Source organism: Bdellovibrio sp. MYbb2 (assembly GCF_056175685.1).
Genome location: NZ_JBJKJI010000004.1, coordinates 37,014 through 48,756 on the forward strand (window position 1 = coordinate 37,014; position 11,743 = coordinate 48,756).

Annotated in this window: 12 protein-coding genes; 5 read left to right on the top strand and 7 right to left on the bottom strand. The window is 50.7% G+C overall.

All coding sequences use genetic code 11. From position 1 onward, the window contains the following. Positions 1–4: 4 nt before the first annotated feature. The 3 genes from AC04MQ_RS16840 to AC04MQ_RS16850 form a co-directional block, all read right to left on the bottom strand. Positions 5–475 carry a hypothetical protein gene (locus AC04MQ_RS16840; RefSeq protein ID WP_475392651.1) on the bottom strand — a complete coding sequence of 157 codons (471 nt, stop codon included), beginning with the start codon at positions 473–475 and terminating at the stop codon, positions 5–7. A gap of 14 nt (positions 476–489) precedes the next feature. Continuing rightward, a complete protein-coding gene (locus AC04MQ_RS16845) occupies positions 490–1,239 on the bottom strand; it encodes a ParA family protein (RefSeq protein ID WP_015091405.1) in 750 nt (249 codons plus the stop codon). A 97-nt stretch (positions 1,240–1,336) separates the two neighbouring features. After that, positions 1,337–2,281: a S1 family peptidase gene (locus AC04MQ_RS16850; RefSeq protein ID WP_475392652.1), complete on the bottom strand. Its 945-nt coding sequence runs from the start codon at positions 2,279–2,281 to the stop codon at positions 1,337–1,339. Between the two features lie 70 nt (positions 2,282–2,351). On the opposite strand from AC04MQ_RS16850, the gene AC04MQ_RS16855 reads away from it, so the two are divergent. Genes AC04MQ_RS16855 through AC04MQ_RS16865 form a run of 3 tightly spaced genes read left to right on the top strand, consistent with a single transcriptional unit; the run spans position 2,352 to position 5,915 of the window. After that, on the top strand, positions 2,352–2,834 hold the full coding sequence (locus tag AC04MQ_RS16855) for a DUF3465 domain-containing protein (RefSeq protein ID WP_235046098.1): 483 nt from the start codon (positions 2,352–2,354) through the stop codon (positions 2,832–2,834). Further along, a complete protein-coding gene (locus AC04MQ_RS16860; RefSeq protein ID WP_475392653.1) occupies positions 2,831–3,718 on the top strand; it encodes a trypsin-like serine peptidase in 888 nt (295 codons plus the stop codon). The genes AC04MQ_RS16855 and AC04MQ_RS16860 overlap by 4 nt, the downstream gene beginning before the upstream one ends. Before the next feature lie 55 nt (positions 3,719–3,773). After that, positions 3,774–5,915 (top strand): ATP-binding protein, encoded by a 2,142-nt coding sequence (locus AC04MQ_RS16865; RefSeq protein ID WP_015091409.1) that lies wholly within the window; start codon positions 3,774–3,776, stop codon positions 5,913–5,915. Here AC04MQ_RS16865 and AC04MQ_RS16870 read toward each other — a convergent pair. From AC04MQ_RS16870 to AC04MQ_RS16885, 4 genes are read right to left on the bottom strand one after another with little or no spacing between them, the layout of a single operon-like run. Next, positions 5,849–6,301, bottom strand: a complete 453-nt coding sequence (locus AC04MQ_RS16870; protein WP_475392654.1) for a YiiD C-terminal domain-containing protein — start codon at positions 6,299–6,301, stop codon at positions 5,849–5,851. The two genes, AC04MQ_RS16865 and AC04MQ_RS16870, sit on opposite strands and share 67 nt — an antisense overlap. Further along, positions 6,292–7,137, bottom strand: a complete 846-nt coding sequence (locus tag AC04MQ_RS16875; protein ID WP_475392655.1) for a sulfurtransferase — start codon at positions 7,135–7,137, stop codon at positions 6,292–6,294. Before AC04MQ_RS16875 ends, AC04MQ_RS16870 begins: the two co-directional genes overlap by 10 nt. Positions 7,138–7,185: 48 nt before the next feature. Beyond that, on the bottom strand, positions 7,186–8,664 hold the full coding sequence (lysS, locus tag AC04MQ_RS16880) for a lysine--tRNA ligase (RefSeq protein ID WP_015091412.1): 1,479 nt from the start codon (positions 8,662–8,664) through the stop codon (positions 7,186–7,188). A gap of 51 nt (positions 8,665–8,715) precedes the next feature. Next, positions 8,716–9,639 (bottom strand): class I fructose-bisphosphate aldolase, encoded by a 924-nt coding sequence (locus AC04MQ_RS16885; protein WP_041577739.1) that lies wholly within the window; start codon positions 9,637–9,639, stop codon positions 8,716–8,718. Between the two features lie 206 nt (positions 9,640–9,845). On the opposite strand from AC04MQ_RS16885, the gene AC04MQ_RS16890 reads away from it, so the two are divergent. Together AC04MQ_RS16890 and AC04MQ_RS16895 are read left to right on the top strand one after the other, a co-directional pair. Beyond that, entirely contained in the window at positions 9,846–10,406 is a 561-nt protein-coding gene (locus AC04MQ_RS16890) for a NifU family protein (RefSeq protein ID WP_475392656.1), read from the top strand. Then, positions 10,393–11,736 (top strand): MATE family efflux transporter, encoded by a 1,344-nt coding sequence (locus tag AC04MQ_RS16895; protein WP_235046099.1) that lies wholly within the window; start codon positions 10,393–10,395, stop codon positions 11,734–11,736. Before AC04MQ_RS16890 ends, AC04MQ_RS16895 begins: the two co-directional genes overlap by 14 nt. Positions 11,737–11,743 lie beyond the last annotated feature (7 nt).

The window sequence follows — 11,743 nt, forward strand, 5'->3', positions numbered from 1 at the left end:
AAGGCTATTCCAACTCACCCAGCAGGAACTTCATCTGCTGATAGTCTTGAGCGGTGCCTAGAAGGCCTTGGGACTTGATAGAAGCGGTTTTCTTGATTTCAGAGGACTTGGGTGCTTTGGGATTTGCCTTCTTCGCCTTGGGCGCGGCCGAGGCCTTTACAGTCGTGGCAGGATCCCACTTTTCAGAGATGGCGCCGCCAGCTAGCGCCGTCTTTTCCGGGGTCGACAGCAGTTCGGCTCCGGCAGAGATCAGAATGAATCTGTACTTGATCTGCTCGTTTTGATTCAACCAAAGCTCGGCACTGTGGCGCACGGACTTTTTCGTCGCCACAGTCTTAAGAGCGAACTTCTGCTGCACCCCGAAGCTGTCAGTCACCTCAAGATACAACGATTCCCCTGGCGCCAGACTCGCATCCAATAGCTCCACGTTGGTGATCAGTTTGTCACCAACAGGCTGGGTTGAGTCTAGAAACAAGGGGTTGTGCTTTTTCAATTCCACATTTCCTGTGCAAGGCTTGCCAAAGCAAGACCCGCCGGGTTTTTCGGAGAAAAGTCATTCACCGGCAGATGCTTGTGGTGAGCTTCCTCGACCGCGATGGATTCAGGAATAAAGTTGTTAAACACCGGGATGGAATAGTTCGTGCGAAGATCCTGGATGACCTTTTCCACGATGCGGCGGTTGCGGTACTTGGAGATGATGATCCCACGCACGTTGATGGTGTGGCCAAGACCGTTTTTGATGCTTTTCAAAGTCTCTAGAATCAGATCAATACCCATCAAAGAGAAGTACTCTGGACAGATCGGAATCACGATGTCCTTGGAGGCAATCAGCGCATTCACAGTCAAAAGCCCCAAAGACGGAGAACAATCGATCACAACAATGTCGTATTCTTCCTTGATTTCCGCCAGGGCTCTTTTCAAGATGCTTTCACGGCCAAACTTGGTGGACATGGAGATCTCAATACCACTCAGCATGATTTCCGAAGGAATTACATCGATGCCGAAGGCTTCAGAGAAAACCACCGCGTCCTGCGCCTGCACTTCACCGGTAATAACGTCATAGATTGTGTCTTCAAAGTCCTCGTCGCCAAAGATCGCGCGAGTTGCGGAAGACTGAGGGTCAAGGTCAACCAGAAGAACCTTTTTGCCTTCTTTTGCCCACTGAGATGCCACGTTGATTGCGGTGGTGGTTTTAGCCACGCCACCTTTTTGATTGATGAACGATACGATGCTGCCCATACACGATTCCCTTCGTGGTAGATAAACTTCAACACCTAAGTCTAGCTGTTTTGTTTGGGCAATGTGAAGCGCGTTTTCGATTTCACGACGCGGCTGCTTAACGATCCTTCAGCAACAATGCGGAAGTCTTTTTGATCCAAGGAAGGTAAGCATCGACCCGCGAGTAAATGGAAAACTGAAAACACTTCGGCGTCAGCGGTGTCGCCAGCGAATCACCCCGGCTGGTCACACCCATCAGATACAAGTCACCGTTCTTTTCGATGTAGGCCGGGCCGCCCGAGTCGCCACTGCACACCCCTTTTTTAACCGACTGATCGATCAGAATCTCGTTTTGTCCATGGCGGGCATTACCCACTTTCAACTTCGTGGTGCGAAGAGTTCCAGAACCCTTTTTCACGCCCCACGCCCAGCTCAGTCCATATCCTGCGACCACCACTTCGGAACCTTTTTTCAGGCTTTGAAAGTCCGCAAAGATCGGTGCCGGAGCATAACCCACCGGAATATATTCGCCCCGGATTCGGACCAGCGCGATGTCGGCAGTGTCATATTTGCGGCCACGGCTTCGTTCATAGTCCTCATGGCGCAAAGATTTGATGGCATATCGGGAATTATAAGCATTCATGTTTTTAATATCATCCGTAAAGAACACCAACTGATGCGTGGAACCCGGGGTCACACAATGTGCGGCCGTCAACACCAGTTCTTTGGAAATCAAAGTTCCCGTACACAACGTACCAGAGCCTTCATCATACAGCCCCACGGTGGAACGCATGATTCGGCTGCCCACTTCGACTTTTTCACCCCCAATGACCGCGGATTGCGAGTCTTCCGACAGAATTTCTGCGGTGTTTTGCTGCCCACAGGCCGCAAGCATCGTCACCGACAATACAGTCAAAGAAAGTTTCTTAAGCATCACACACCTCGCGGTTTTGGAACCCTGTTTTACCAGATTTTCAGAGGGAAAAGTGCAGAAATCCACCGAGTGACGTTTATTGTTTTTCGCCCAAAAGTTCACCAGCAAAAACGGCCAAATTTTAGACACCACCTGAAAGCTTTTCCAGAGGGGAAATGGTCATCAGAACCTCCCCAAAATCCTGTTATATTCGGCACCTATGAAACCGCTTATTTTCTTTCTTGTTATGATCTCGTGTTCGGCATTTGCCAGCGATCGCATTCCTCAATGTTTCGATCGCAAAGACCGTATGGAATTCAACGAAAGTCAGGTGCTGACCTGGCGCGAATTCATGGAAAACAAATTCACCGCCCGCGCTTTTGTGGACGGCACCCTGGTGCGCCTGATGGAAGACCGTCAGGGACATGTGCACTTTGAAGTGGATCTGGATGAAAACCTGAACACCGACGACGACCGTGTTGAGGTGATCTACAACGTGAAATACGGCAAGCTTCCTGAATACCAACCCGGCGATCGCGTCATCGCCTGCGGTGACTTTGTGGTGGACAGGTATTCTCCCCACAAGGCCGTGATCCATTGGCTGCACATCAATCCGAAAAAAGGCGGCCCGCACGAAGACGGCTTTATTGCCCTCAATGGACAAGTGGCCGGACTGACTGATTCTAAAGGATCTAAAAAATGAGATTCCTTGTCTGCGCCCTTCTGCCGCTGACCTTGGCCGCCTGCACGGGCTCGGCCCCTGAATCTTTATCCAAGATAGAGGCTCCCGGTGCCATCTATAACGGCGACACCCGTGAAGATGTCAGCACCTCGTCGTCAGCGGAAAAAGAACTGGTCAAGGCCACGGCCGTCTTGGTTCATTCTTATCGCCTGGCGCAGGCGCAAAATTCAGCCATCAAACTGAACTCAACACCACTGGAACAGCTTTACCCGCTTTGCCCGGATGAAAAATTTCTGACCCAACCGACGTTGGGGTTTTGTTCCGGGACTTTGATTGGCCCCAATCTGGTACTGACGGCGGGCCACTGCGTGGAAAATCAAAAAGAATGCGACGACAGTCAGTTTATTTTCGGGTGGACCGAAGAAAAATCCCGTCAAGCGATGTTGCCCTCCTCTGAAATCTACAGCTGCAAAAGCATCGTGAAGTTTGAATTAAACATCAGAAAAAATATCGACTACGCAATTCTGGAACTGGATCGTCCCGTTCCCGGAGTTCGCCCGGCAAAGATTGCCAAAGAAGTTCTGCTGAAACCCAATCAAACTCTTTTAAGTCTATCACACCCACTGGGGCTGCCGGTAAAAAAAGATTACGCACACGTGCTTTCTGACAGTTCTGAGATGCACACTTTCAAAGTCCAGGTGGACACGTTCTCTGGCAGTTCGGGATCTCCGCTATACAATGCTCAAGGTGAAATTGTCGGGATTCTTTCTCGCGGCATGGACGACATTCTTGAAGATGACATTTATCGTGTGCAAAAAGAAGGCGGCTGCATCAACTTTAATGCCTGCGCCGTGGGCCTGTGCTTTGGCCAGACTTACTACAAAGCTCCCCGTATTGACCTTTAGCATATTCATAGCTTCTCGTTTAGTTGCCAAGGTTCTTTCACTCTAAACTAGAGGCATGAACCAAAAGCAACTGCCATGGTGGACCTGGGTCCTTCCTTTCTTCATTTTACTTGGAGGCACATTCCTAAGCCTCGCCTTCAAGGTTTCCCAGGGGATCTATTGGATCTATTTCCCAATCAACTTTGGCGTGATCATGGCCCTGTGGTGGGGACCGCGGGTTTTTGCGGCCGTTTTCCTGAATGCTCTGGTTGCGATTTCGCTTTTTGGTCTGCCACGTCCGGGACTTTATCCCCTGTTTGCCCTGCCTGAAACCTTGGAAGTGATTTTCTCGTGGTTCCTGGTGCGTGAACGCTTCAAAGACGTCCATGCCTGGAAGCCCAGTCCAAAAAATATCAGTCTTTATTTTGTGTACGGCCTGCTGATTCCTTCAGTGATTTGCTCCATTGCGATTCAATCCCTGTTTGTTTTAACCGGCATTCAGGACAGGGCCCTCTTCGGCTGGAGCACGTTGATCACAACGGTCGGCGACCTGACGGGCGCGATCTTTATGAGCATACCGGCATTGATTCTGATTTCGCCTTGGCTGCGCAAACGCAATCTTTCATTATTTGCCGTCAAACCCCTTCCCCCGATGCACTGGGAAACCCTGACTCGAAAAGAAAAGGCCTTGTTTGCGGTCGTGTTAATCGGAATGCTGGCTTTAGCCGTGTCCGTGCACTTACCGCAGACGTGGTACGTCTATGGCATTTTGATGCTGCTATCAGCGGCCTGGTATGGCATGTACGCCGCGTTGGCCGTGAATACCTGGGTGGTTTTCCTGACCATCATACTGCCTAAGATGACGAATCTGCCCTGGTCCAATGCCTTTATTGAAGTGCAAACTCCGGCAACACTGCTGACTTTGTGTTTCTGCTCGCTAATCACGGGATCCGCCGTGACATCTTTAACCGGAAAAATCCGCGAGCTGAGCGAAACCGAAGGCCAACTGAAGGCCGCCAAAGAACAGGCCGAAGAAGCTTCCCGAGCAAAATCGGAGTTCCTAGCCCGCATGAGCCATGAAATCAGAACACCGCTGAATTCCGTCCTGGGAATGCTGGAGCTTCTGCGTGAAACCCAACTGTCAAAAGATCAGGAAAGATATTTAACTTTATTCAGCCACGCCGGGGAAAACCTCAAGGCCCTGATCAACGACCTTTTGGATTTCTCAAAGATTGAAGCCAAAGCCCTCACGGTGGAAAACGTCAGCTACAACATTCACAGCACCATTCGCAGCGTTTTTGAGATTCTGCAAATCAAAGCCGAAGAACAAGGCCTGCACTTTGAGCTGCAGGTATCCAACGATGTCCCAGCCTTGCAATGGGGTGACCCCACCCGCCTTCGTCAGGTTTTATTCAACCTGATTGGTAACGCCCTGAAATTCACCACCGAAGGTCACGTCAAAGTGAAAGTCGATCTGACCAAAGAATCCCCCGAACAGCTGCTGATCGAGGTGCAGGACACCGGCATTGGTATTCCGCGCGACAAGCAATCCAAACTGTTTTCGCCGTTCTTCCAAGGGGACCCGACGATCAACCGAAAATATGGCGGCACAGGCCTGGGCCTTGTGATTTCCAAAAACCTGGTTGAAATCATGGGTGGCACCCTGGAAATGAAAAGCCTTGCGGGTCGCGGCACTACTTTCAAAATTTTACTTCCGCACCGTCCGGACTTTAGCAGCAACATCGAGAAAAAGACCAAGCCCGCCATGGTTTGGAACCAGCTTCCGGCCGACAAACGCTTCCGTCTGCTTTTGGTGGATGATTCTGAAGACAACCGCGTCCTGATGATTCATTATCTTAAAAGCCTGCCCTTTGACTGTGACGAAGCCGTCAATGGTCAGGAGGCCTTTGAAAAATTCAAAGAACGTAAATACGACCTGGTCTTTATGGACATGCAAATGCCCATCATGACCGGATACAAGTCCACGGAACTGATCAGATATTACGAGAAAATGAACAAGCTTCCACACACACCGATCATCGCCCTGACGGCGACTGCGGTGGTGGAAGATCTGCAACGCGCCGTCAGCAGTGGATGTGATTCCTATGCGGTGAAGCCAGTCAAAAAGGCTGAAATTTTAGAGATTCTGGCTCACAACTTGACGACAAAATCGCCGACCAAGGAAGCCTTTAAAGAACCGCCGTCACCCAGTATCTGAGAGCGGATTTTGCCGCGAACGCGTTTTTTGGAAAGCAGCTCCTGATAGAACGCCTCTTCCTCGTCTTCGGACGGAAACTCACTGACGATATCGAAATCAGTTTCCACCGGGCGCAGGTACTGGATCTCGCCCTTGGCGATGACGATGTTTTCGGTATCAAGATCGCGCTGTTTCAAACCTGCCAACGCCAAAGCATAGGCCGCAAGAACCGCCGAAGCATACAGACTGCCGCCAAAGGCTGTGCCTTTGTGGTTTTTACTTTTATCCAGGGACACCCGAAAATGCACACGCGAGGAACTGATTTCTTTTACTTCGATGCCAAGATGCTGGTACAGAGTGATCTTGTCCTTCAGAATCTGAATCAGTTCCTGCGGGTTTAATTCCATTGTTCATAGCCCCCGGCGAAGTTTGTGGCCTTTTTATAGCCCAGGAAATTCAAAGCATACACCACCGCACCGGAACGCACACCGTGATTGCTGACAACCAGTATACGGCTGTCTTTAGAAATGTTCTTTTCATAAAGCGCGCGCTCGATCTTTTTAGACGGAAGACCTTTGTCGTCAAAGAACTCACGCCACTCAAGGTTCACCACCGGCGCTTTCACGGATTTTTCCGTGGAAAGATTGCGCAATGCGAATTCCTGACCGGAGCGCACATCCAGCACGATCACCGGCTTTTCATTTTGTGTAACGTCCGCCTTGAACACTTTCAAAGTTGTATCAAGGTTTTCTGCCACTTCGGGTTTCCAGTAAGGCTTGTTCTGAACCAGAGGCGCTTCACGGTTGGGATTCGTATTCATTTCACGGTAAGAAGTGTGAACCAAAGTATAGACGTTTTTCACGCCCAGCACTTTCAACGTCCACGCCACACGGCCTTCTTCACCAGCCCCTTGCGCCCCTTTACCCAGCACCACGACAGGAGTTGACGGATCTACACCCACCAGCGCCAGTCTGCGAGCAATCGCAAATAGATCATTTTGCAACAGACCACGGGATTTAGGATTGGCTTGAGAAAAGTCCTCCCAACGAACATTGATAGAGCCCGGCACATGCGCCAAGTTAAACTCAAACGCCGGACGAGCATCCAAAATTGCCGTCTTACCTTTGATCAACTGTTCAGCCGTGACATTTTCACCCATCACCGGTTCCTGCACAGTCACCTTCGTCGGCTTCATCTGACACGCACTCAAAACCACCAGCGCCGCAATCAAAACAAACTTCATAACAAACCCCTGAAAAACAAAAGGGAGCTTTCGCTCCCCTTTTAGATACTATTTTGTGATTCTCATCGTCGGGAAGAAGATGATATCGCGGATACTTGGACGATCTGTCAGCAGCATCACGATACGCTCGATACCGATTCCCACGCCCCCTGTCGGCGGCATACCAGCATCGATCGCCAGCAGGAAGTCCTCGTCCATCGGATGAGCTTCTTCGTCCTTCGCACGGTTGGCTTCCTGGTCTTTCAGGCGCGCCAACTGGTCTTCCGGATCATTCAGCTCAGAGTAAGCATTCCCGATTTCCATGCAGGCTGCGAACGGCTCGAAACGCTCAACCAGTCGGCTGTCGCGACGGTGAATCTTCGTCAGCGGAGAAATCTCCACCGGGTGATCCATCACGAATGTCGGCTGCACCAGGTGCTGTTCGGCCGTCAGTTCAAACAGTTCCATGATCATTTCGCCGCGTTTACCCGGCTCATCGATATCGCCACCGTTTTTGCGGATGGCCTGGAAGATCTCTTGATCTGTTGCCTTGTCCGGATCAATGCCCGCGTATTCTTTAACACCGTCATGAACCGTCAGACGTCTCCACGGAGGAGTGAAATCAAGCTCTTTACCCTGATAAGTCACCTTCATGCTGCCGGTGATTTTCAAAGCCAAAGAAGAGATCAGTTCTTCAAACTGCTTCATCTGATAGTTGTAGTCCGTGTAGGCCTCGTAGAACTCAAGCAACGCGAATTCCGGGTTGTGAGTGCGGTCGATACCTTCGTTACGGAAGTTTTTGCTGATTTCGTAAACTTTCTCAAAACCACCCACGATCAGGCGTTTCAGATAAAGTTCCGGCGAAATACGCATGTAAAGTTTCATGTCCAAAGCTTTGTGGTGCGTGGTGAACGGAGTCGCCGCAGCACCGCCGTAAACCGGCTGCAAAGTTGGAGTTTCCACTTCCATAAAACCACGGTCATCAAGGAAGCGACGAACTTCTTTGATGATCTTGGAACGGGTTTCAAACACCTTGCGGGAATCCGCATCGGTCATCAGATCCAGATGTCTGTGACGATACTTGATTTCGATATCCTGAACGCCGTGGAATTTTTCCGGCAAAGGTTCGATGGTTTTCGTCAGAATCTGGAAAGATTTTGCGTAAATGGAGAATTCACCTTTTTGGGATTTGAAGACGAAACCGTCAATCCCGACGATGTCACCCAGATCCACAAGTTCAAAGGCCGCGCGGTCCTGTTCAGAAAGCTCTTCCACTTTCACGTACACTTGCACCGTGCCGGTCTGATCCTGGATATTGAAGAAAGAAGCCTTACCCATCATACGAAGGGTCATCAGGCGACCAGCAATACGGTAAGAGAATTCCGGCTTCTTTTCACCCGCCTGCAAAGTGGCAGAATGTTCAGCCACCACTTCAGAGATCTTCGCCTTGTTTTCGAAGACGTAGGGATACGGGTTGATGCCTTTCTCGCGAAGGGCATGAAGTTTTTTACGTTTCTCCGCTCTTAGCGGATTTTCATTGATGCTCATATCTACTCCAGTTACGGGCCCTTTGGGCCCTGCACTCTGTGCGCGCAGCGCCTATAGTTTTTTACCTGCGAAGGCTTCCATTACTTTGTGCAAAAGTTCCAGAGCTTCTTTTTTCGGACGCTGGAAGGCGTTGCGGCCCATGATGGAACCGAATGCGCCGCCTTGTGCCAGCTCGCCCACTTCTTTCAACAGATCTTCTGTGCTTTTCGCTTCGCCACCAGAGAAGATCACGATGCGTTTGCCGTTGAAGCAGGACTGAACGATGTGACGAGTGCGGTCCACTTGAGAGGACACTTTGATGCCCTGTTCTTCGTAAACTTTTTTCGCCGCTGCCTGTTCAAGGTGTGCAGAGGAAGGTTTAACTTTGATGATGTGCGCGCCCAACTGAGCCGCGATGTGAGCCGCGTATGCAATCACGTCGATGCCAGTTTCGCCTTCTTTGGAAAGCTGCTCACCACGAGGGTAAGACCAGATGATCACCGCAAGACCGGCTTCTTTAGCCGCGCGTGCCGCCTGAGCGATTTCTTCATACTGGTGTTTGCGTTCTGCAGAACCTGGATAGATTGTGAAACCAATACCCACGCAGCCCAGTCTCAAAGCGTCGTCGATATAAGACGTCATCGCAGAGATCGGAGCCTTGTTGGCATAAAGAGAATCCGAGTTGTTGATTTTCAGAATCAACGGGATTTCACCCGCATAGTCACGGGCGATAGCTTCGATCGCGCCCAGTGGAGCCGCGTAAGCACTGCAACCGGATTCGATAGCCAGCTCTACGTGGTAAGCCGGGTCATAGCCATCTGGATTTTTCGCGAAAGAGCGAGCAGGTCCATGTTCGAAGCCCTGATCCACAGGCAGAATCACCAATTTACCGGTGCCAGCCAATTTACCGTGGTTCAACATACGAGCCAGGTTCGTCAATACCCCTGGATTGTCAGCTCCGTACCAGCTCAAAATCTCTCTAACTCTTGGCGTCATCTAGATCTCCTATAACCTAAAGAAAACTTACATTCATATTTTAAGGCGCATCTGAAAACCTCCAGTGGAATGGAGGTTTTCAGGCACACCCTAGGCCGGGGTAAATTTATTGAGTTTTCCGGATATAATCAAGCGCGTCTCGCGGATTAACACGCTTGGCAGAAAACATGCTGTGGTATAATGTTCGTTGTCCCTGTGAGGTCTGTATGAATACCAGTGAAAAAATGCCTGTCAGCTTCGAACCAACCCCGAATCCAGCCACGATGAAGTTTTTGCTTCACAAAAAGGTCACGGATCAGGGCTTTGACTGCCCTACCGTTCAGGATGCTGAACGTTCGCCATTGGCTGCCAAAATCTTCGGCTTCCCGTGGACCAGCTCTGTTTACGTGGGCCCGGACTTCATCACCGTGACCAAGCAGGACTGGGTCGACTGGGAGCTTTTGGCTCACCCGCTGACCGGCCTGATCCAGGAACACATGGATCGCGATGAACCGGTGGTTGTGACTTTCGTTGAAGCTGAAGAGGACAACGAAAACGACAGCCCGATGGTTCGCAATATCAAATCGGTTCTGAACCGCGAAATCCGCCCGGTGGTGGCGCTTGATGGCGGCGACATTGTCTTCCATAAATACGAAAACAACGTGCTTTACATTCACATGAAAGGCGCGTGCTCCGGTTGCCCAAGTTCCACGGTCACCCTGAAAGAGGGTATCGAGGTTCGCATGAAGGAACTGTTCCCGGAGATCATCGAAGTTGTCTCAGTCTAAATTTATCCACGAAAGCAAAATGCTGGCCCGCTTGTCCGGGCCTATCGTCGTTGGTCAAGTCGGTCAGAATCTGATCACTTTGGCTGACACGATCATGGTAGGCGCCTTGGGGTCAGTGGCCTTGGGAGCTTCCGCATTTGCCGGCAGTGTCTTTATCGTGTTTCTGATTTTCGGTCTGGGGATGCTGGCTCCGGTGACGGCGCTGTTTGCGCGCATGCAGGGACAGGAGAATTATCCTTATGGCGGGGTTTTGCTTCGCCATAGTGTGGTGGTGGCCCTGGCTATCAGTGCCTTTGTTATCGGTTTGCTGTATTTGCTACTGCCCCGTTTGAGTGTCTTTGGCCAGACTTCCGAAGTTCTGGAAATGGGCTCGGGCTTCTTTGAAATCACCATCTGGTCGGTTCTGCCAAGCTTGCTTTATCAGTCCTACAAACAGTTCACCGACGGTATCGGCAAAACCAAAGTAGCCATGTACGTGATGATCTTTGGCGTTGTCTTTAACATTACCGGAAACTGGGTTCTGATCCACGGTCTGTATGGTCTCCCAAAACTGGGACTAAACGGAGCCGCGTGGGCCACTTTGATCGCCCGCTGCCTGATGGCAATGATGATGATCACTTATGTTCACGTTCATCCGCACTTTAAAAAGTACCTGGTCGAACGCTGGGTTCATCGCTTTGACCATCACCTGCTGAAAAATATGATTCGCCTGGGAATTCCCAACGGCCTTACCTATTTGTTTGAAGTCGGCGCGTTTTCCGCAGCGGCCGTGATGATGGGCTGGTTTGGCGCAACACCTTTGGCTGCGCACCAGATCACCATCAGTCTTGCCAGCACAAGCTTCCTGATCACTTTAGGTATCGGCATTGCTGCCAGCATTCGCGTAGGCTATGAACTGGGTCGTGGGGATTATTCACTGGCCCGTTTTGCAGGGTTCACCGCGATCAAGCTGGGGGCTGCCTACATGACCCTTTGTGCTCTGGGCTTTTTCTTTCTGCGTGAATGGTTCCCGACGTTCTACGTGACCGACCAGGACGTGATCGCGTGGGCGGCGAAGTTCTTTATCGTGGTTGCGATCTTTGAAATCTTTGACGGCATTCAGGCCGTTGCCATCGGTGCTTTGCGTGGCATGAGCGACACCCAATGGCCCAGCATCATCGCATTCTTTGCGTACTGGGTGATGGGTCTTCCGGGTGGATACCTGCTGGCATTCCATTTGGGCGTGGGTCCGGTGGGAATCTGGATTGGCCTATTGGTAGGATTGATCTTTGCTTCAATTCTGCTGACGTGGAGATTCCACATCCTGAGCAAACGCTTTCTGAAGAATTAGATTTTAA

Excerpts from the sequence above, each read along its gene's own strand:
- AC04MQ_RS16845 (WP_015091405.1), bottom strand. The coding sequence starts at position 1,239 with ATGGGCAGCATCGTATCGTTCATCAATCAAAAAGGTGGCGTGGCTAAA.
- AC04MQ_RS16855 (WP_235046098.1), top strand. The coding sequence starts at position 2,352 with ATGAAACCGCTTATTTTCTTTCTTGTTATGATCTCGTGTTCGGCATTT.
- AC04MQ_RS16860 (WP_475392653.1), top strand. The coding sequence starts at position 2,831 with ATGAGATTCCTTGTCTGCGCCCTTCTGCCGCTGACCTTGGCCGCCTGC.
- AC04MQ_RS16865 (WP_015091409.1), top strand. The coding sequence starts at position 3,774 with ATGAACCAAAAGCAACTGCCATGGTGGACCTGGGTCCTTCCTTTCTTC.
- AC04MQ_RS16870 (WP_475392654.1), bottom strand. The coding sequence starts at position 6,301 with ATGGAATTAAACCCGCAGGAACTGATTCAGATTCTGAAGGACAAGATC.
- AC04MQ_RS16875 (WP_475392655.1), bottom strand. The coding sequence starts at position 7,137 with ATGAAGTTTGTTTTGATTGCGGCGCTGGTGGTTTTGAGTGCGTGTCAG.
- lysS (WP_015091412.1), bottom strand. The coding sequence starts at position 8,664 with ATGAGCATCAATGAAAATCCGCTAAGAGCGGAGAAACGTAAAAAACTT.
- AC04MQ_RS16885 (WP_041577739.1), bottom strand. The coding sequence starts at position 9,639 with ATGACGCCAAGAGTTAGAGAGATTTTGAGCTGGTACGGAGCTGACAAT.
- AC04MQ_RS16890 (WP_475392656.1), top strand. The coding sequence starts at position 9,846 with ATGAATACCAGTGAAAAAATGCCTGTCAGCTTCGAACCAACCCCGAAT.